Source organism: Curtobacterium sp. MCBD17_040 (assembly GCF_003234805.2).
Taxonomy (GTDB): Bacteria; Actinomycetota; Actinomycetes; order Actinomycetales; family Microbacteriaceae; genus Curtobacterium.
This window is the reverse complement of record NZ_CP126273.1, coordinates 3,265,425-3,284,379: the sequence shown is the minus strand read 5'-3', so window position 1 is coordinate 3,284,379 and position 18,955 is coordinate 3,265,425. Positions and strand designations below refer to the sequence as shown.

General features: G+C 72.7%; 16 protein-coding genes. 9 read left to right on the top strand and 7 right to left on the bottom strand.

Going from position 1 to position 18,955, the window contains the following annotated elements:
* Positions 1–132: 132 nt before the first annotated feature.
* Positions 133–1,020: an NAD(P)-dependent oxidoreductase gene (locus DEI94_RS15460; protein ID WP_111027234.1), complete on the top strand. Its 888-nt coding sequence runs from the start codon at positions 133–135 to the stop codon at positions 1,018–1,020.
* Between the two features lie 586 nt (positions 1,021–1,606).
* Here the strand turns inward: DEI94_RS15460 and DEI94_RS15455 are convergent.
* From DEI94_RS15455 to DEI94_RS15445, 3 genes are read right to left on the bottom strand one after another with little or no spacing between them, the layout of a single operon-like run.
* The gene (locus tag DEI94_RS15455) at positions 1,607–1,861 is read right to left on the bottom strand and encodes a type II toxin-antitoxin system RelE family toxin (RefSeq protein ID WP_111027233.1); all 255 of its coding nucleotides are present in this window, start codon (positions 1,859–1,861) and stop codon (positions 1,607–1,609) included.
* Positions 1,858–2,106, bottom strand: a complete 249-nt coding sequence (locus DEI94_RS15450) for a type II toxin-antitoxin system Phd/YefM family antitoxin (RefSeq protein ID WP_111011679.1) — start codon at positions 2,104–2,106, stop codon at positions 1,858–1,860. Before DEI94_RS15450 ends, DEI94_RS15455 begins: the two co-directional genes overlap by 4 nt.
* A 47-nt stretch (positions 2,107–2,153) precedes the next feature.
* On the bottom strand, positions 2,154–2,456 hold the full coding sequence (locus tag DEI94_RS15445; protein WP_111027232.1) for a hypothetical protein: 303 nt from the start codon (positions 2,454–2,456) through the stop codon (positions 2,154–2,156).
* A gap of 75 nt (positions 2,457–2,531) precedes the next feature.
* On the opposite strand from DEI94_RS15445, the gene DEI94_RS15440 reads away from it, so the two are divergent.
* The gene (locus tag DEI94_RS15440) at positions 2,532–2,912 is read left to right on the top strand and encodes a nuclear transport factor 2 family protein (RefSeq protein WP_111011677.1); all 381 of its coding nucleotides are present in this window, start codon (positions 2,532–2,534) and stop codon (positions 2,910–2,912) included.
* Between the two features lie 196 nt (positions 2,913–3,108).
* Here DEI94_RS15440 and DEI94_RS15435 read toward each other — a convergent pair whose 3' ends face one another.
* Entirely contained in the window at positions 3,109–7,140 is a 4,032-nt protein-coding gene (locus DEI94_RS15435; RefSeq protein ID WP_284183718.1) for a family 78 glycoside hydrolase catalytic domain, read from the bottom strand.
* A 217-nt stretch (positions 7,141–7,357) separates the two neighbouring features.
* On the opposite strand from DEI94_RS15435, the gene DEI94_RS15430 reads away from it, so the two are divergent.
* Positions 7,358–8,545 (top strand): MFS transporter, encoded by a 1,188-nt coding sequence (locus tag DEI94_RS15430; protein ID WP_258378104.1) that lies wholly within the window; start codon positions 7,358–7,360, stop codon positions 8,543–8,545.
* A gap of 43 nt (positions 8,546–8,588) precedes the next feature.
* Here DEI94_RS15430 and DEI94_RS15425 read toward each other — a convergent pair whose 3' ends face one another.
* Positions 8,589–9,032, bottom strand: coding sequence for a MarR family winged helix-turn-helix transcriptional regulator (locus tag DEI94_RS15425; RefSeq protein WP_111027759.1), 444 nt, complete (start codon positions 9,030–9,032; stop codon positions 8,589–8,591).
* 59 nt (positions 9,033–9,091) lie between these two features.
* Between DEI94_RS15425 and DEI94_RS15420 the strand changes: the two genes are divergently transcribed.
* Positions 9,092–9,457, top strand: coding sequence for a VOC family protein (locus DEI94_RS15420; RefSeq protein ID WP_111027758.1), 366 nt, complete (start codon positions 9,092–9,094; stop codon positions 9,455–9,457).
* Positions 9,458–9,610: 153 nt separating this feature from the next.
* Here the strand turns inward: DEI94_RS15420 and DEI94_RS15415 are convergent, their stop codons facing one another.
* Positions 9,611–9,871: a zinc-ribbon domain-containing protein gene (locus DEI94_RS15415; RefSeq protein ID WP_111011482.1), complete on the bottom strand. Its 261-nt coding sequence runs from the start codon at positions 9,869–9,871 to the stop codon at positions 9,611–9,613.
* Positions 9,872–10,132: 261 nt separating this feature from the next.
* Between DEI94_RS15415 and DEI94_RS15410 the strand changes: the two genes are divergently transcribed.
* A complete protein-coding gene (locus DEI94_RS15410) occupies positions 10,133–11,605 on the top strand; it encodes a CLIPPER-2 domain-containing protein (protein ID WP_111027757.1) in 1,473 nt (490 codons plus the stop codon).
* On the top strand, positions 11,602–12,330 hold the full coding sequence (locus DEI94_RS15405) for a class F sortase (RefSeq protein WP_258378103.1): 729 nt from the start codon (positions 11,602–11,604) through the stop codon (positions 12,328–12,330). The genes DEI94_RS15410 and DEI94_RS15405 overlap by 4 nt, the downstream gene beginning before the upstream one ends.
* 6 nt (positions 12,331–12,336) lie before the next feature.
* Here DEI94_RS15405 and DEI94_RS15400 read toward each other — a convergent pair whose 3' ends face one another.
* Positions 12,337–14,367 (bottom strand): substrate-binding domain-containing protein, encoded by a 2,031-nt coding sequence (locus tag DEI94_RS15400; protein ID WP_111027756.1) that lies wholly within the window; start codon positions 14,365–14,367, stop codon positions 12,337–12,339.
* A 264-nt stretch (positions 14,368–14,631) separates the two neighbouring features.
* Here DEI94_RS15400 and DEI94_RS15395 point away from each other — a divergent pair, with 264 nt between their 5' ends.
* The 3 genes from DEI94_RS15395 to DEI94_RS15385 all read left to right on the top strand — a co-directional run bounded on the left by DEI94_RS15395 (position 14,632) and on the right by DEI94_RS15385 (position 18,947).
* Entirely contained in the window at positions 14,632–16,593 is a 1,962-nt protein-coding gene (locus DEI94_RS15395; protein ID WP_111027755.1) for a glycoside hydrolase family 127 protein, read from the top strand.
* A gap of 3 nt (positions 16,594–16,596) precedes the next feature.
* Positions 16,597–17,904 carry an ABC transporter substrate-binding protein gene (locus DEI94_RS15390; protein WP_111011487.1) on the top strand — a complete coding sequence of 436 codons (1,308 nt, stop codon included), beginning with the start codon at positions 16,597–16,599 and terminating at the stop codon, positions 17,902–17,904.
* 101 nt (positions 17,905–18,005) lie between these two features.
* Positions 18,006–18,947, top strand: coding sequence for a carbohydrate ABC transporter permease (locus tag DEI94_RS15385; protein ID WP_111011488.1), 942 nt, complete (start codon positions 18,006–18,008; stop codon positions 18,945–18,947).
* Positions 18,948–18,955 lie beyond the last annotated feature (8 nt).

The window sequence follows — 18,955 nt, the reverse complement described above, 5'->3', positions numbered from 1 at the left end:
GTGCGGGGTCTGGCGACGGCGCACTTGTCGTCTGCGCGCGCCCTTCCCGCGCACGCCCTCTCGCGAGCGCCCTTCCCTGGCGACCGCGGCCAGTGAGAGCGGTTCGCGCGCCCCCTGTGCCACAGTGGTCCGGTGCTCGGGGTCGTCGGGATCGGTCGGATGGGCTCGGCGTTGCTGCCGCACCTCGTCGCGCTCGGGCCCGTCCTCGCGCACGACATCGACCCCGCCCGCGAGCCGGACGTCCTCGCAGCCGGGGCGCGCTGGGCACCGACGCTCGCCGAGCTCCTCACCCGCGCGGACGTCCTCGTCACCGTGCTCCCCGGACCAGCCGAGCTCGGTGCCGTCATGGCGGAGGCGCTGCCGAGCCTCCCGGCCGGTGCGCTGTGGCTGGACCTGACGTCCGGTGACCCGCGGATGACGCGGGTGCTCGCCGCCGACGCGGGCGAGCGCGGCATCGACGTGGTCGGCGCGCCCATGGGCGGGTCCGTCGACGACGCGACGGCGGGAGCCCTCGCCCTGTTCGCGAGTGGGAGGCCCGCAGCGGTCGAGCGCGCCCGTCCCTTCCTCGACGCCCTCACCGTCCGCGGTACCGCCCGGCACGCTGGTGACCGGGCCGAGGACGGGCAGGTCGTCAAGCTGCTCGCCAACGCCCTGTGGTTCGCCCACGCCTCGGCGGCGACCGAGGCCCTGCTCGTCGGGCAGGCGATGGGGCTCGAACCCGAGCACCTGCACGCCCTGCTCCGCACGAGCGCCGGGGGCAGCGTGTTCATGGACCGGCACCTCGACCACCTGCTCGACGGTGACGACATGACGACGTTCGGCGTCGACCGGGTCGTCGAGGAGCTGGATATCGTCGCGGGGCTCGGGCGCGAGGGCGGGGTCGCGATGCCGGTGCTCGACGCCTCGGCGGACGTGCAGCGTGCAGCGCTCGAGCGGTTCGGGCCGGCGCTCGGGGAGCTGCTCGGGGCGCGGCGGCTCGAGGAGCGGGCCGGGCGGCGGTTGCGGCGAGGTGATGCGTGAGCGGAGGCCGGGTGGTGGGGAATCACGCGTTGCCGGAGAGCACGTCGAAGTCGCCGCAGATCGAGGGGTTCGGGTCGACTCCCGCGGACGGGGTGTCGCCGGTGTCGATGATGGCGACGTTGGCGAACCCGACTCCTTCGATGGAGGAATGGCCGAGACAGCTCGCATGATGGTGCGTGTCAGGCAGAGCCCGCGACGAGGGGAGACGTCACGGATCGACGTGATCGCGATGTGGGCGCTCATCGCGCTTGACGTCGTCGCGGTGCTCTTGTCCAACCAATGCTGTGTTCGACAGGAATCGCTATCTCTACGGGTCCGGGGTCTGTGGGACGGGTCGGCCCCACGGCGTGTGTTCGAACTCGGGTTTCCTCGTCAGCATGCCGCTGTCCTTCTTCGGCGGGATCGCCTCGGTGCTCGTCGGAGCACGCCCCGGGCTCCGGGCGCGGCGGCGAGGGCGTGCCGGAGTGTGGTTTCCACTGTGCGCGTTGGGGGCGGTTCTCGCGCTCTCGGGGCTGGCCTCGTCGTCGTCCGGACCGCGACCGGTACGTGGTGATGGTCGTGGATCTGCGCCTGCATGAGCGGGAGGTCAGCGGTACACGTCGCGCCGATGCCCGAGTGTGACGACGACCACGAGCAGGACACCGTCGTCGATCGTGTAGATGATGCGGTAGTCACCGACGCGCACGCGGAAGCCGTCGCGTCCCTGGAGCGCCTTCGCACCCGGCGGGCGAGGATCCTGACCGAGGAGTGCGATCGCACCGCGGATACGGGACCGGTCCTGATGGTCGATCCGCTTCAGCGCTCGAGCGGCGGCGGGACGGAGTTCGACGCGGTAGCTCACTGCCAGCCCAGGTCCGCCTTCACCTCGTCCCAGGGCACGTTCGGTCCTTCTTCTGCCATGGCGCTGTCGAAGGCAGCCACGTCCGCGGCATCCTCGAGGGCCTCCATCATCCGTTCGTAGTGTTCGGGACTGACGAGGACGGCGGCACGCTTGCCGCGACGCTCGATCACGACATCGTCGTGGAGCGTGCTGGCGATGATCTCGGAGAGGTGGCTTCGTACTTCCGCAACGCTCACGACGGTCATCTGCACAATGTACAACTCGCACCCCGAACTGTACAGGCGGCCCGTGATCAGCCGAGCAGCGCCCGCAGCCGCGGCTCCACGAGCGACGCCGACCCGACGGGCGACAGGATCCCGCGGAACACCCGGAGCTCCTCCGCCCGGGACTCGACCGGCCCGAGCACGGCGGCGTGCGCGGTCGCCACGAGGTCCTCGAGCGCCCGCACGCACGCGTACCGGACGAGCCGGGTCTCGTCGAGCTCGATCAGCCCGTAGCCGTGCCGGAAGGCGGCGGCCTGCTCGTCAGTGCCGTTCCGCGCGCCCTTCCGCCGGTTGGTCCAGCCCGATCGATCAAAGTCCCGGGGGACGGGCACTGCGCCTTCCCAGGTGCGTGCACCCCGGTTCCGCGCCAGACTGACCGGACACCGATCACCGACCGGAGGACCCCCATGGCCAGCGTCGACGACCTGCTCACCGCCAACCTGCACGCCGTGTTCGGCCAGCGCGACGCGTCCGCCCGCGCTGCCGCCGCCCAGGACGCCTACGCCGACGACGTCGTGTTCACCGACCCCGAGGGCTCGGTCACCGGTCGCGACGCCCTGCTCGGCAAGGCCGCGGGACTGCTTGACGAAGCACCCGCCGAGTTCGTGTTCGCCGAGGACGGCCCGCGCTACCTCAGCGGCACCGCTGGCGCGCTCGCCTGGGCGTTCGGACCCGTCGATGCCCCGGTGGCCCGCGGCATCGACGTCATCACCGTCCAGGAGGGACGCATCGCGACGCTCCTCACGATCCTCACCGACGAGGCACCGCCGCTCACGCCGACCATCTGACGGCGGGAGGGGCGGTGCGGGGCCGTCCCGGGCCTCCCGGCCGACGGCCGGAGCCAGCGGTGTCCTGCCGCCGCTGTCCTGGTCCGTGCCGTCCTGGCGGTGACGCGTCCGAGGGCGACGGCGCCGTTGTCGTTCGACAGCGGTCATGTCGAGAACAGGCGGAGGGAGCCTGGCCGGGGAGCGCGGCGGGCCTGGGTCAGCAGAGACCGGCCAGGGTCGCGTCCGACCCCGCGCTCGTCGCGGACACGGTCGAGACCAGGTGGCAGCCGGACGGCAGCCCCGACACGACGAGCGCGGAACCCGAGCGGGTCGCCGTGGTCGCGACGCCGTCGACCCAGACCGTCGTCCCGGACCCCGCCCCGACGGGCAGGGTGACCGCGCTGGTCGTCGTGGACGGGACGCGCAGGGCCAGGTCGACCGCGCCTCCCGACCGTTGCTGGTAGGCCGCGGCGATGGTGCCGCGCACCGTGGGCTCGGTGACCGAGGCGTGGTCGACGGCGCCGGGCTGCGGCGCCACCGAGAACGACGCGTACCCGGGCGCGGTGGGCACGATGCCGAACAGGCCGGTCGTGACGTCGGAGACCGGCGACGCGGCCCACGGGTGCGAGTAGGTCGTGTTGGCCTTGAGGGACTTGTCCCACGCCTCCATCGTCGAGCCCGCGCCGACGCGCACCATGTTCATCCAGCTCGTCTTGTCCGTCGCCGTGAGCAGCGCGTCCGCGGCCGATCCGGCGCCGGCCGAGTAGAGACCCGGGAGCAGGAACGCGGCGCAGTAGACGCTGCAGGCCATGCCCTTCCCCGTCACGTACGACGCCGCCCGCGGGACGTTCGCGGGATCGACGACGCCGAACGCCAGGGCGAACGCGGTCGCCTGCACCGCATCGTGGGCGATCGGCTTGTTCGTCCCCGTGGTCAGGCCGTCGCGGTACGCGCCATTCGTGCCGTCCCAGAGTCGGGCGTTGATCGCGGTCCGGAGGGACGCCGCCTGGGTCCGGTAGTTCGCCGCGTCCGCGGTCTTCCCGATCGCGGCCGCCATCTCGGCGAGGTCGACGAGGTCCCGGTAGGTCAGCGCGTTCACGACCGTGTCGGTGTCGGTCAGCTGGTAGCCGTCCCGCTCACCGGCAGGCCAGTCGACGATGTCGTCGGCGTCCGCGTGGTCGACGAGTCCCGTCGCGTGGCTGATCGACCCGGTCAGCGGGATGGTGCGGAGCGCGGCGTAGTCGGCGCGGATCTGCGTCGTGTCACCGCTGGCCTCCCAAGCGTCGTGCACGGCGAGGACGTCGTAGAGGCGCCACTCGGTCGGCCAGGTCGGGTGTGCGAGCAGGTAGTCCACCGAGTAGGTGCCGAGCGCTCCGTCCGCGGACAGGGCCTCCTGCGCGGTCTGCTCGATGTACGCGTCGGCCTCGTACGCGCCACGCTCGCGCTCCCAGGAGTCGACGTACAGGTCCAGCGTGTCGTCGATGATCGTGTTCCGTGACAGCTGCCACACCGCGTCGAGCTTGCTCGACGACGACGAGAACGTCGCGGCCGTCGCGTCGATCGGGTAGCGGAGCACCTCGGCCTGCAGGTCGTGCGCCGTCACCGCCTGCGGCACGTTCGACACCTCGACGTACCGGAACACCCGGATCCCCCAGGAGCGCAGGGTCTGGGAGCCGGTCTTGAGGGTCCAGCGGTCCTCCCACTTGTTGCCGGCGGTGGTCTGGTACTGGACGGACCCACCACCGCTGGCGAGGACCTCGCCGTAGCGGATGTCCACCGTCCGCGTGTCCGGGCTCGTCATCGCGAGCCGGAGCCCGCCGATCCGCGTCTGGCCGAAGTCGAGCAGGTAGTGCCCGGTGCCGAGCCGCGTGATCGTCGTCGGGGCGTCGTCCTCCTGGACCATCGTCGCGGTCGGCGTCGGGGTGAGCGTGCTGGTCGCGAACGCGCTGCGTGCCTGGGCGAGCGTCCACGCGTGGTCGTCGAACCCGACGGTGTCGAAGCCCGACGGGTACTGGCGTGCGTCGATGTCCTCGACGGGAGCTGCGTAGTAGGACGTACCCACCGAGCCGGCGGCGGGGAACACGCCCGTGCCGGTGCGCACCCGCCAGGTGGGACCGGTGCCGACGCGGGTCTCGGTGCCGTCGGTGTAGTGCACGACGAGCTCCGCGAGGAACCGGTGGTCCGACGTCGTGTACAGCAGGGCCCCGATCGCGTTGGTCGCCCCCGCGTGCAGCAGGGACGTCACGTCGTAGCTGTCGTAGCGGACCTCCTTGCCGACCGACTGGGTCGGACCGGCTCCGACGAAGCTCCCGTTGACGCTGATCTTGTACACGTACTGGCGGGACGGCGCGGGGGAGGTCGCGGTCGCCGAGAGGGTCGCCCACGCGATCGTCCGGGCCGGCAGCGTCACCTCGTCGCGGGCGAACAGCCAGTCCGACACGGCACCGGAGCGGATCAGGCAGGCCGCCGAGGTCGGGAACGTCGCCTTGCCGCCGGACACCGTGCCGCAGGGGACGTCGGCGTTGCTCGTGAACGTGTTCCGGTACAGGACGCTCGAGCCCGGGCTCGTCACGGTCAGGCCCGAGAACGTCGTCTTCTCCTTCGAGCCGTTCCGGTAGCCGATGACGCCGCGTGTGTCCGTGTGCGAGGTGCGGGTGTCGACCAGTCGGCCGGCGAACCACGTCCGGATGGTCGAACCGGACACCTGGACCTTGATCGCGTACGCGTGCCCGGAGGTGACCTTGGTGCCGAGCGGGATCTTCTTCGTCGTGAGCTTGCTGTACTTGCCGGCCACCTGCACCTGCGGGACGAGGCTCGACGTGGCGGTGTCGAACTGCCAGAGGTAGCCGTTCTTCGCGTCCTTCGCCCGGAACACGACGCCGGTCGGCTGCGCCGTCGCGACGTAGGTCTCGGTGAACGTGTAGTTGCTCCACGGGTCGAACAGGCACGAGCGCGAGGTCGACACGGTGAGGACGCCGTGCGACTCCCGCCCGCAGCCGAGGTCGGCGACGGTGCTCGACGACGACTGCGACCAGAGGGTCGCGCCCGTGCGGTCCGCGACGGCGAGCGATCGGAAGGTGGCCGACTCGTGGGTGCCGGTCTGCACGCCGATCCACCCGCTCGCGAACGTCCCGTCGGTCCGGGTGTCCACGGTCGTGCCGCCGATGGTCGTCGTGATCGTGTCGCCGCCGAGCGACACGGTGAACGCGGTGTCCCGGCCCACCGCCAGGTCGACGCCCTCTGCATGCAGATCGACCGTGCCGAGCACCCGGTAGGCGCCCGCCCGCCGGACCTCGGCGACCAGGCGGTCGCTCGCTGCCTGGAACTGCCAGAGGTAGTAGTCGCTCGCGTCGGTCCCGCGGAGGAGGACCGTCGCGGCGCTCGCCGTGATCGTGAAGTGCCCGGACAGGGTGTAGTTCGACCAGGTGTTCGACGGGGTCTCGGACCAGATCGCCCGGGCTCCACCCCAGTCGCCGCCGAGCGCGGTGCCGAACGTCGCCGGCGTCGCCCACGGCGAGGTCGCGCCCGCGCCGTCGACGACCTGCACCGAGAACCACGAGCGGCTCCCCGCGGTGAGGGTCGGTCCGGCGTAGGACACGTTCTGGCTCGCGCCGGACGTCACCACCCCGCTGTCCCAGATGTCGCCGAACCCCGCTGCGGCGGCGGCGCTCGAGCCGGCGACGACGATGCGGTAGGACCGCTGGTCGGGCGCGCCCGCCGGGAGGCCCGCGGCGGCACGGTCGAGCACGGCCGGCTGCCAGGAGAACCGGACGGGCACGCTCGGGTCGACGTCCATCGGTGCGCTGAGACCGTCGACGGTCAGGCCGGTGGGGGCGGCGGGGGTCGGGGACGGGTCCGTGACGGGTCCCGGGCCGGGCGTGGCGCCGTCGGTGGGCGTCGTGGGCGTCCTCGTCGGGGTGGTCGTCGGGACGTCGGTCGGCGCCGTCGTCGGGTTCGGCGCGTCGGTCGGCCCACCGTCGGCGGGACCGCCGCTGGCAGTGCCACCACCGGCGCTGCCGGGGTCGGCGGAGGGCACCCCGGTCGGGACGGCCGTCGGGGAGGAGGTCACGCCTCCCGTCGGTGCGCCGGGGTCCGCGAGGGCGACCGTGCTGATCCCGGTCCCGGCGGCGGTGAGCGCCGTGACGACGAGCAGCGCGGCGACGAGCCGGGGGAGTCGGTGGTGAGGGCCACGACCGCCGGAGGTGCTGCGGTGGGGGCGCCGACGGGCGTGGCGGGATCGGGTGCGCATGCGGGCTGCCCCTCGGCTCGGGATGGCACCGGTCGACGACCACTGACGTCGACCGGGCACGCTCGTGCGCCGGAACCCCCCGTGTGGCCCGCTCGGTGGTGCGGACTGCACGCACATCGTACGCACATGTGAACTGTCCCCCGACAGTCCCCCGTTCGCGCGACAGGGGTGGTGTCGGGGCGTCCTCCGATCGGCCGGCGAGGGGCAGGCTGGTGGGGTGACCCAGCCCTCCCGGACCGGCATGACGACCGGTCGCACCCTCCTGTTCGCGATCGCGGGCGGCGCCGCCGTCGGCAACCTGTACTGGGCGCAGCCGCTCCTCGACTTCATCGCCGGGGACCTGCACGGGTCGACCTCGACCGCCGGGTGGCTCGTGACCGTGACCCAGCTCGGGTACGCCGTCGGGATCCTGCTCGTCGTGCCCCTCGGCGACGTGGTGGACCGACGGAAGCTCGTCCCGCTCATGCTCGTGCTGTCCGCGGTCGCCCTCGCCGCATGTGCGCTCGCCCCGTCCATGGCCGCACTCCTCGTGGCGCTCGCCGCGGTCGGGCTGACCACGGTGGCGGGGCAGGTGCTCACGCCGCTCGCCGGGGACCTGGCGGCCGACGAGCACCGCGGGCGGGTCGTCGGGACGGTGGCGTCGGGCCTCCTGACCGGGATCCTGGTGTCCCGGACCCTGAGCGGGCTCATCGCCGCGGTCGCGGGCTGGCGGACGATCTTCGTCATCGCCGCGGTCGCCGCCGTGGTGCTCGCGTTCCTGTTGTACCGGGCGATCCCGACGCTCGAGCCGAAGGCGCGCATCCGGTACCCGGCGCTCATCCGGTCCGTGTTCCTCGTGGTCGTCCACGAACCCGTCGTCCGGTGGACGCTCGCGCTGAGCGCCACGGGGTTCGGGGCGTTCACGATGTTCTGGACCGCGCTGACGTTCCTGCTCAGCGGGCCACCGTTCCACTACCCCGTGGTCGTCATCGGACTGTTCGGGCTCGCGGGTCTGGCCGGCGCGGTCGCGGCACAGCGCGGTGGTCGCCTGCACGACCGGGGGTGGAACGTCCCCGCGACGGGCGCACTCTGGGCCCTCGCGCTCGTGGCGTTCGTCGTCGCGGGGCTCGGGGGACGGTCCGTCGTGCTCGTCCTGGTGGCGATCGTCCTGCTCGACATCGCGATCCAGGGGCAGAACATCCTCAACCAGGCGCGGATCTTCGCCGTCTCGCACGAGGCCCGGAGCCGGTTGAACACGGCGTTCGTGACCGGGAACTTCATCGGCGGGGCGATCGGGTCGGCGCTCGCGGGGCTGCTCTGGGACGACTGGGGATGGACCGGGGTGACCGTCGCGGGCGCGGTGCTGGCCGGGTTCGCCCTGACGGTGTGGCTCGTCGGTCGGCGCGGTCCGTTGCGGGTCGGGTGAGGGCCTCCAGTCCGTGGTCGCGGCGCGCCGGTCGGTGCGCCGCCTACCCCTGGAGGCCCGCGATGCACCGCCGGAGCAGCGCCGCGAGTTCCTGGGGTTGCCGTCCCGTGAGCTCCGCGGACATGCGGCGCTCGACGGCGCGGACGGCGGCGCTCGCCACGGCCAGGCGCTCGCGGCCGAGCGGCGTCAGCTCGGTCGGGAGCACCCGTCCCGCGGGGGCGACGGCGGGACGGGAGACGTGTCCGTCGCGCTCGAGTGCCTGCAGCAGGACGTGCATCGCCTGCCGCGACACGAAGGCCCCGCGCGCCAGCTCGGAGTTCGACAGGCCCGGCCGCTGGGCCAGCAGTTCGAGGCACGAGTAGTGCGTGATGCTCATGCCGAGGGGCCGCAGGACCGCGTCCATCGCGGCGTGCAGCGCGCTCGACGCCTGCTTGAGCAGGTACCCCACCGACGTGTCGAGGTCGATGCCCTCGTCCGCTTGACTCATGTCAGTATTCTGACATAGCGTTATGGTGTCAATTTCCTGACATCGAACGAGGAGAACACATGTCCGTCACCGGCCCCGACTTCATCTCGCTGCAGGTCCGCGACCTCGAACGGTCCGCGGAGTTCTACGAGCAGCACCTCGGACTGACCCGACAGCCCGGGCCGCCGCACGCGGTCGTCTTCGCCACCACGCCGATCGCGTTCGCGGTGCGGGAGCGCGTGCCCGGGTCGGGCGTCGCCGATGCGCCCGAGCCGGGTGTCGGTGTCGCGCTGTGGTTCCACGCGCCCGATGCGCAGGCGATCCACGACGAGCTCAGTGCCGCCGGCGTCCGGATCGTGGACGCGCCCGTCGACGGCCCGTTCGGTCGTACCTTCACGTTCGAGGACCCCGACGGGTACCGGATCACGCTGCACGACCGGGCGTGACGGGCCTCCCGCGCGGGAGTGCGCGCGTGGACGACGACGCGCGCGCGTGGACGAGGAACTGCGCGCGTGGACGACGAACTGCGCGCGTGAACGACCGCGCAGTTGTCGTTGGCGCGCTGCCTCCCGCGCCTCCGGGCCCGTCCCCAGCGCCGGTCAGCGGACGCTGCGCGCCTGCTCCGCGCTCCACGTGAGGGAGTGCCGCGCCTGGGCCGCCGTGATCCGCGTCACGGCACCGCAGTTCGTGCACTCGTTGACGTACGAGGTCGAGATCGGGAACAGCGGCACGAAGAACAGCGTCAGCTTCGTCGAGCGCTTGACCACCCGCTGCTGGGCGTGGACGCCGCAGTACCCGCACACGAACGCCACGAGGTTGAGGACGGCCTGGGTGGTGCGGGAGCCGAGGAGGAGGAACACCCCGCGGATGCTACGCCGGTCCGGCTCGGCGCTGGGGGAGCGCCCGTCGTGGGGTGGGGGAGCGCCCGCCGTGCGGTGGGCGAGCACGCGGCGGCGCACCGGTGTGGAGGCCTGACTCCGGGTCCCGCGTCGGCGGCGGAGTACGACATCCCGGGAATGCGACCGCCCGCGCTGCGCCGCGGTACCGTTCCGGCGCTCGGGGCGGTGAGCCCCCGGTCCGGGAGCGCGCACGTGGTCCCGGCACCACGACGTGGAGGGCAGATGGGGCGCCAGGCACAGCGACGACACCGGACGGTACGACGACGGACCCGGGGACGCCGACGCAGCGCGGTCGGCGCCGCGCTGCTCGTGGGCGCGGTGGCCGCGATCGCGGTGCCGGACGTCGCCGCCGCGGCACCCGTGCCGCTGACGCCCGCAGTCGGGATCGACGACCCGCCGCCAGTGCTGACCGCCGAGGGCGTGGTCGGCGCTCGGCTACTCGCGCAGGACGGCGCCGCGGTCCCCGACCGACCGACCAGTGCGATGCCGTCGGGCCACTCCGTGTCCGAGTTCGCGTTCCGGGAGCCCGCCGCGGACAGTCGTGCGGTGCTGCCGAGCGCGGCGACCGGACGCTTCACGATGACGACCGACGGCGCTCCCGACGGGTGGAGCGCGGTCCACACCCCGGCGTCCGGCGGCGTGTTCGACGGCGGCGAGGAACAGCCGCCGACCGGGACGGTCCACTCGGACCTCTGGGTCAGCGCCGCGAACCCGGGCACCTGGACCTGGACGCTCGACTTCTCGTCGCTGCGCGGCGGTGCCCTGCCGACCGGCACGGTGCTGTTCGTCCACGACGTCGACATCTGCGGGAGCGCTGACCGCGAGTCCGTGCGGTTCGCCGGGCCGACGGGGCGGTGGCTCCGCTACGAGGCCGACACCGGTGCGGGCGGTCCGGGGGCGGTCACCGAGGACACCGCGGCCGGACGGTACGACGTCACGGCGACCTGCCCGGCATGGCACACCGGCGTGACGCAGACGTTCCGCACGACGACCCCGGTGGACCACCTGACGGTCACGGCGACGGGTGCGGAGCCCGGCACGACGCCGAACTCGGGGCTGTTCTGGGGCATGCAGCTCCCGGTGGACGGGGCTCGGCCGGCGCTCGACGTCACGACACGCACCGAGGGGCGGGACGTCGACGCGGCCCCGGGTCCGCGGGTGCCCGAAGGGCAGCGACTCCGGCGCGAGACCGTCGTGCGGAACACCGGGAACACGGTGCTGACGGACGTCCGGGTCACGGACGAACACGTCGACCGGCAGGGGCTGGCCTGCGCGGGTGGGGCGGCCACCGTCCCCGTGCTCGAACCCGGGGCGTCGGTGGCCTGCACCGGCACCGTCCGGGCCGCCGCGGGGACGACGGCGAGCGGGGTGTCGGCCACGGGGACGCCCGCCCGGACCGACCGGACGCCACTCGTCGGGGTGCTCGCGCCGACCGCCTCCGACCGGACGTGGTGGACCGGGACGACCACGGGCTCCGGCGGTGGTGACGGCGACGGCGGGTCGGGTGCCGGCACCGGCCAGGGCACGGACCCCCGACCCCTGCCGGCCACGCGCATCGAGACGGGCGGCGCGGTCGCGGGTCAGCCCGGACGGGACCGGGTGAGCACGGCTGGCACGGCGGCGGGTGCCATGGGTCTCGCTGCCGTCCTCGTCGCGGTGACCATCGCCACCTCGGCCGTTCGACGCCGCGGATGACCGCCGGCACGGACGCGCCGCCGCCACCGCCGGTCCCGCCTCGACCGCGGACGATCCTGCCCCTCCGCGTCGTCCTGCCGGCGGCATCCGTCATCGTGGCCGGTGGGTGCCTCGCGGCCCTCTTCGGGTCACCCGGCGCGGGTGCCGCAGGTCCGTCCGCATCGAGCTCGGCCTCGGATCCGGCCTCGACCGGGTCGGTCAGCGGGCGGGACCTCGACGGACGGCCGGTCCGCGCGGATCCCGGGGCCTCGCCGCTCCCGGCCGCGTCGGCCGAGGCATCGATCGGCGTGCGGCTCCGGGTCCCCGCGGTCGGCCTCGACGTGCCCGTCGGCGCCGTGAGCGCGGTGGACGGCGTGGTCGTGCCTCCCGGCTTCCGGTCCGCCTACTGGGTGCGGGACCGGGGGAGGCCCGTCGAGGACGCCGAACGAGGGACGGTCGTGCTCGTCATGCACGCGCTCAGTGGCGGGGGTCGCGCGCCGGGCAACGCGATCGTCCGCCAGGACGGCACGGTGCGCGTGCGCGCCGGTGACGAGGTCCGTGTGGGCGACCACCGGTACCGGGTGGAGGCCTCGCGTACGGTGCGGAAGTCGGGACTGGCCGCCGATGCACTGTGGAGCGACGAGCCCGGGCGGTTGCTCGTCGTCACGTGCCTGCCGAGCCCGGACGGGAGCGCCGCGACCCGCAACGTCGTCGTGGCGGCGCGGCTCGTGCCGGACGGCTCCTGACGACGCTCACACGGCGGCGATCCGCCGGAGGACCGGTCGAGACGCCCACAGCCAGCCGCGGAGCAGCAGGCGGAGGGTGCGACGTCGGAGCCCACCGCGCACGCGAGGCGCCCGGCGGGCGTGCGGGGGCAACGCCTCCGACAGCGTCAGCTGCGCGACGGGGACCACGTGGGCGGCGCGCAGGTCGGTCCGCGCCGGCGGCGTCAGGCCCCGGGTCCGGTACCAGGCGTCGTCGTCCTCTCGTTCGTGCCCGAAGGCCGCCGGGTCCACGCCCGTCGAGCGGACCATCGCCCGGTGCCCGGCCTGGTGCAGCGACCGGTACTGGTAGTGGTGCAGGCGGATCCGCGCGCCTGCCGGTCGTCGGAGGTCGAGCGGCCACTCCGATCCGGCGGGCCAGGTCGTGGTGGGGGTGTGCCGGACGAACCGCACCTCGGAGTGGTTGCACGTGAACCACCGGACGTCCCGCCAGGACGCCCCGGCATCGCCGTCGCGGACGAGCCGCGCGTGGTCGTCCTCGGTCAGGTAGTGCTGGAACGACGCGCTCATCACGTGGTCGGCGGTGGGCTCGACGGCACGGAGGAACGTCCGCGGGTCGTCGACGTAGAACTCGTCGGCGTCGAGCCGGCACCACCAGTCGCCCGGCTCGGCGCGCGCCACGGCCTCGGTGTAGAGCCACTGCCGGAGCCAGTCACGGTAGGTGCCGAGGAACCGCCCCCACACGACGACGGGCTCGAGCTCGTCCGCCAGGGCGAGCACGGCCTCCCAGGTGCCGTCCGTGCTGCCGTTGTCCATGACGTGGATCGCGTCGGCCCACGTGGCTGCGGCGCGGAGGACGTCGCCGACGATGTCGACCTCGTCCTTGACGGTCATGAGGGCGATGATCTGCATGGTTCCTCCGGTGGTGCCGGGCGTCGGCCCGGTCATCCCACCGGCACCGCGGCCCGCCCGGGGGCACGCGACCACGGGCGGTGCGCCTCCTGCCGCCTCCGGTTCACCTCCGTCATCGCCCGCAGCGACGGGGTCAGCCGCCACGGTCGACTCGCGGATCACCAGGGTCGGCTGCACGGCGAGCCGCCGTTCCGGTGTGTCACCGTCGATGAGCGCGAGGAGCGCGCGGCCGGCCTGCCGACCGAGCTCCTCGAGCCGCAGGTTGACGGTGGTCAGGGGCGGGCGGCTCGCGAGAGCCATGACGTCCCAGTCGTCGAAGCCGGTCACCGCGACGTCGTGCGGCACCGAGCGTCCGAGTTCCCGGAGCCGGTCGCACACGCCGCGGGCGATCTGGTCGCTCCCGCAGGCGATCGCGTCGAGGTCGGCGCCACCGTGCACGAGCAGGTCGACGGCCTGACGGCCCCAGCGCTCGGACCACTCGCCGTAGAGCGGTTGCCCGACGAGGCGGTCCCCGAGCCGGGCCTGCGCGGACTCCGCGCGCCGGTGGGCCGCCGAGTGGTGCTGCGGGCCGGTGACGTACGCGACGCGACGGCGGCCGATCGCGACGAGGTGGTCCGCGAGCAGTGCCGCACCCGCGGCGTCGTCGAGGGTGATCGAGACGTCGTCCGGACTGGTCGAGGGCGTGAACGCGTAGACGACGGGCATGTCGACGCGGATCGGGGGTCTGGCCTCGGCGCTCCGTCCGGTGACGATGACACCGTCGACGCGGCGGGACGACAGGGACCGCACGTAGTGGTTCTCGCGGACGATGTCGTCCCGGGTGTCGCACATGAGCACGGCCATCTGCCCGGCGCTCAGGACGTCCTCGGCGCCGAGCATCACCGGGATGCTGAAGCGGCCGAACGAGTCCGTCGTGATCATGCCGACCGTGTAGCTCCGGCCCGACGACAGGGCACGGCCGCGGGCGTCGACGACGAACCCGAGTTTCGCGGCGGCGGCTCGCACGCGCTCGCGGGTCTCCTGTCGGAGCTGACCGGTGTCGTTGAGCGCCTTCGAGGCCGTCCCGATCGACACCCCGGCCAGCGCCGCCACGTCGGTGATGCGCACGGTGCCGGCTCCGCTCGCGCGGCTGGTCGTCTCGCTCGTCACGGCGTCGTCCTCTCCGTCCGCACGCCGGGGTCATCCGGTCCCCGGTCGGTCGGAGCGCTCGGCCCCGACCGGATCCTCGTCATCATAGAACCCTCACGGAAACAGGCTTGCGCAGCGCGGCACAACGGTCCTACTGTGACCGCAGAAACCGTTTTCTGGTTTTGCCGAGGCACGATCGCCGCGGTGACACCGGGAAGTTGCCCGGGGCAGCGTCGCCCTCCACGTCGGCGTCGCCTGTCCCTCCACATCGGGGAGTCACGCACCATGACCGCAACCGCACCGTCCGCCGTCGGCACCGCCGGCCAGCCGCGGACCGCCGAACCCGTCCGCCCCTCCGGGGAGGCCCGGGTCGCGCTCCGCCCCCTCGCGCCCGACGCCGCGCGGATCACCGGGGGCTTCTGGGCCCTCCGCCAGGACCGCAACGGACGCGACGCGATCCGCTCCGGGTACGAGCAGCTCGAGACCGCCGGGAACTTCCGCAACCTCCGCATCGCTGCTGGCGTCGAGGAGGGCGAGGCCGTCGGACCGATCTTCATGGACTCCGACGTCTACAAGTGGCTCGAGGCCGTCGCCTGGGAGTACGGCCGGCAGCCCGCCGACGACCTCCTCGAGCTCCAGCGGCAGGTGACCGACCTGGTCGCCCGCGCACAGGCGGAGGACGGCTACATCGACTCGGTCCAGCAGGTCCGGTACCACGACCAGGGTCGCTACCACGACCTCCCGTGGAGCCACGAGATGTACTGCGCGGGCCACCTGTTCCAGGCCGCCGTGGCGCAGTCGCGGGCGACCGGTGACACCGCCCTGCTCCACGTCGCGATCAAGCTCGCCGACCACCTCGTCCGCACGTTCGGCGAGGACAAGCGCCACGACGTCGACGGCCACCCGGTCGTCGAGATGGGCCTCGTCGAGCTCTACCGCGAGACGGGCCGCCGTGAGTACCTCGACCTGGCCCACTACTTCGTCGACGCCCGCGGCCACGGCCTCATCGAGCGCTACGGCAAGGAGCCGACGTACTTCTCGGACCGGGTGCCGGTGCGCGAGGCCGAGACGGTCGAGGGCCACGCGGTCCGCGCCGTGTACCTGGCGTCGGGTGCCGTCGACGTCGCGATCGAGACCGGTGACACCGAGCTCATCGAGGCGAGCGAGCGGCAGTTCGCCTCGATGATGGCGACAAAGGCGTACATCACGGGCGGCCTCGGGTCCCGCTGGGACATGGAGGCGTTCGGCGACCCGTACGAGCTCCCCACCGACCGCGGGTACTCCGAGACCTGCGCGGCCATCGGCGGTGTCCAGTGGGCGTGGCGGCTGCTGCTCGCGACCGGCAAGCCCGTGTACGCGGACGCCATCGAGCGCCTCCTGTACAACGCGTTCATCGCCGGGGTCTCGCTCGCCGGGACCGAGTACTTCTACGTCAACCCGCTCCAGCTCCGCGACCGGGCACACCAGGACGAGAACCGGTCCCCGGCGCACGGCCGCCGCGGCTGGTTCGACTGCGCGTGCTGCCCGCCGAACATCATGCGGACGTTCGCGAGCCTGGACGGCTACGTCGCCACCCAGAGCGGTGAGGGCCTCCAGCTGCACCAGTACGCCACGGGCGACTACGCGGGGGAGCGCGGTGCCGTCCACGTCGAGACCACCTCCCCGTGGGACGGCACGGTGACCGTCACGGTGACCGAGAGCACGGGCGAGTGGTCCCTCGACCTGCGCGTGCCGGACTGGTCCGACGCGACGACGGTCACGGTCGGCGGCGAAGCGGTCGAGGGCGTGCAGGCCGGTCAGCCGGTCCGCGTCACCCGGGAGTTCGCGGTCGGCGACGAGGTCACGGTCACGTTCGACATGTCCGTGCACCTCTACGAGGCCGACGCCCGCATCGACGCGAGCCGCGGGCAGGTCGCGATCGAGCGCGGTCCGCTCGTGTTCGCGGTCGAGCAGGCCGACCAGGACGGGTTCCGCGTGGACGACGTGCTCGTCGACGTCGATGCCGCGATCGACGCCGAGTACCGCGCCGACCTCCTCGACGGCATCACCGTCCTGCACCTGCAGGGGCAGGCCCCGGCCGAGCACGCCGAAGCCGCGTGGCCGTACCGGCGGATCGGTGGAGGCGCGACCACCGTGGCGGAGCCGGCCCCGGCCCTCCAAGCCGTCACTATCACCGCGATCCCGTACTACGCCTGGGCCAACCGCGGCGTCGACGCGATGCGCGTCTGGCTCCCCCAGGCCCGGTGACCCATGGACCGCAGGACGTTCCTGGCGGGGTCGGTGCTCGGCGGCGCGGCGTTCGCGCTCGCCGGGTGCTCCGGATCACTCCCCGCGATCAGCTCCTCGGACGCCGGCTTCGGTGGCAAGGCGACCGGCACCGTGCAGGTGTGGTGCCGTGCCGCCACCCAGGCCGGGCTCACGGCCACGGTCGCCGACTTCAACCGTGACCACCCGGACCTCCATGTCGACCTGACGCCGGTCCCCGACGCGCAGTACGTCACGAAGCTCGCCACCGCCATCCGTGGTGGCGAGCCGCCGGACGTGGTCGACGTGGACGACATCAACTCGATGCTGTTCATCTTCCGCGACGCGTTCGCCGACCTCACCTCGGCGGTCAAGGGGCTCGACTACTTCGACCAGCTGTCGACCGGGCACCTGCACCTGCTCGAGCGTGGCGGCAGGTACTACGGCCTGCCGTACCTGGCGGACAACTCGATGCTGTACCTCAACACCGAGCTGTTCGACCGGGCCGGCCTCGACCCGACCGAGAGCACGAAGGACTTCGACGGGCTCCTCGACGCGGCGAAGAAGATCCGGGCACTCGGCGACGACGTCTACGGGTGGTCGATCGCCGGGAACTCCCCCGGCATCCTCGGCTTCGTCGTCCAGCCGCACATCTGGGCGACGGGCACCGACATGATGCTCGGCGCGGTCGGCAAGCAGCACGGCCACATCACCGGGAACGACGGGCTCGAACAGACGCTCGAGTTCTACCGTCAGCTGTGGAAGGACGGCCTCATGTCCCGCAACGCGTTCTCGGACGCGGGCACGACCTGGGGTGCGGACTTCCGCGCGGGGACCGTGGGCATCATGCCGACGAACTACGGCAGCACCTGGAACGCCTCGACGAAGAGCATGCAGAAGAAGATGGCGACCGCGCTCATCCCCGGGCCGACCGGTGGCCGCGCGTTCTTCGACGGCGGTGACAACATGTGCATCCCGAACGGTGCGTCGAACCCGAACGGCGGGTGGGCGTTCATGCAGTACGCCAACTCGCTCAAGCCGCAGCAGAACCTGCCCACCGGCGGCTACTTCCCCACCCGGGGGGACGCGGCGACCGCCGAGTACCGGCGGAAGTTCCCGCTCGCCTCGCGCCCGCTCGACAACCTCGACAAGGGCTACGCGCCGCAGACCCTGGCGTACAACCTGCTCGTGAACCAGCCCTCGGCACCGTTCTTCACGATGTTCCGCACCGCGGTGTTCGGCGCCGGGGTGCAGCAGGCACTGCGGGCCGCGGCGCCCGAGTACGACCGGATCCTCGACCAGGCCCAGGCCTGACCCCGCACGCCGACACCATCCGTGACCGCCGAGCGGTCGACCCAGGACCGTACAGCGGTCGTCCGACCGCGCCGCGGTCACCAGCACAGAGAGGTGCAACGATGTCGTCACTGACAGGGACCCGACGGGTCCCGGTGTCGCAGCGGACGGAGCGACGGAGTCCCCGTCCCCGGAACTCGCTCACCCATCCACCGGCCGCCGGGCTCGCGCTCGTCACGCCCGCGATGCTGTTCGTCGGCGTGTTCGTGCTCGTCCCGCTCGTCTTCGCGGTCTACATCTCGTTGACGAACTGGCCGCTCATCGGCGCCTACCGGTTCATCGGGCTCGAGAACTACGCCAACCTGTTCCAGGACCCGGCGTTCGTCCACGCGATCGGCTACACGCTGCTGTACACCGCGATCGTGACGGTGCCGATCCTGGCGCTCGGGTACTTCCTCGCGGTGCTCATCCGGGCGCGGCGCAAGGGGTCCACCGTGCTCCGGACGATCTTCTTCCTGCCGTACGTCGTGGGCCTGACCACCCTGAGCTTCATGCTCGTCCTCGAGGCGCAGCCGAACTCGGGCGCCGTCAACCTGGTCCTCAGGGCGCTCCACGTCACCGACGGGACGACCGCCTGGCTCGTCAACGCGCCGCTCGCCACGTTGCTCATCTGCGTGCTCGTCGTCTGGGCGGTGTCCGGGCTGACGATGGTGCTCATCATGTCGGCCATGCAGGGCATCCCCGACGAGGTGTACGAGTCGGCCGCCCTCGAGGGGGCGTCCTGGTGGCAGCAGGAGCGGCTCATCACCATGCCGATGATCCGGTCCACGCTCGCGCTCAGCGTCATCATCTCGGTGATCGGCTCGCTGCTCGCGTTCAACCAGTTCTTCATCCTGACCCAGGGCGGGCCGGGCACCGCGACGACCACGATCGTCAACTACATCTACGACCGCGGGTTCGTGAACCTCCAGCTCGGCGCGGCGACCGCGGAGTCCATCGCGCTCGTCGTCGTGACGGGTGCGGTGACCGCGTTCCAGTTCTGGGCGCTCCGCGAGCGCGACTGAGGAGACGA

What these genes read in the sequence shown, in the direction of transcription:
- DEI94_RS15450 (WP_111011679.1), bottom strand. Translation starts at nt 2,106, where the DNA reads ATGACCGTCGTGAGCGTTGCGGAAGTACGAAGCCACCTCTCCGAGATC.
- DEI94_RS15440 (WP_111011677.1), top strand. Translation starts at nt 2,532, where the DNA reads ATGGCCAGCGTCGACGACCTGCTCACCGCCAACCTGCACGCCGTGTTC.
- DEI94_RS15435 (WP_284183718.1), bottom strand. Translation starts at nt 7,140, where the DNA reads ATGCGCACCCGATCCCGCCACGCCCGTCGGCGCCCCCACCGCAGCACC.
- DEI94_RS15425 (WP_111027759.1), bottom strand. Translation starts at nt 9,032, where the DNA reads ATGAGTCAAGCGGACGAGGGCATCGACCTCGACACGTCGGTGGGGTAC.
- DEI94_RS15420 (WP_111027758.1), top strand. Translation starts at nt 9,092, where the DNA reads ATGTCCGTCACCGGCCCCGACTTCATCTCGCTGCAGGTCCGCGACCTC.
- DEI94_RS15410 (WP_111027757.1), top strand. Translation starts at nt 10,133, where the DNA reads ATGGGGCGCCAGGCACAGCGACGACACCGGACGGTACGACGACGGACC.
- DEI94_RS15405 (WP_258378103.1), top strand. Translation starts at nt 11,602, where the DNA reads ATGACCGCCGGCACGGACGCGCCGCCGCCACCGCCGGTCCCGCCTCGA.
- DEI94_RS15395 (WP_111027755.1), top strand. Translation starts at nt 14,632, where the DNA reads ATGACCGCAACCGCACCGTCCGCCGTCGGCACCGCCGGCCAGCCGCGG.
- DEI94_RS15390 (WP_111011487.1), top strand. Translation starts at nt 16,597, where the DNA reads ATGGACCGCAGGACGTTCCTGGCGGGGTCGGTGCTCGGCGGCGCGGCG.
- DEI94_RS15385 (WP_111011488.1), top strand. Translation starts at nt 18,006, where the DNA reads ATGTCGTCACTGACAGGGACCCGACGGGTCCCGGTGTCGCAGCGGACG.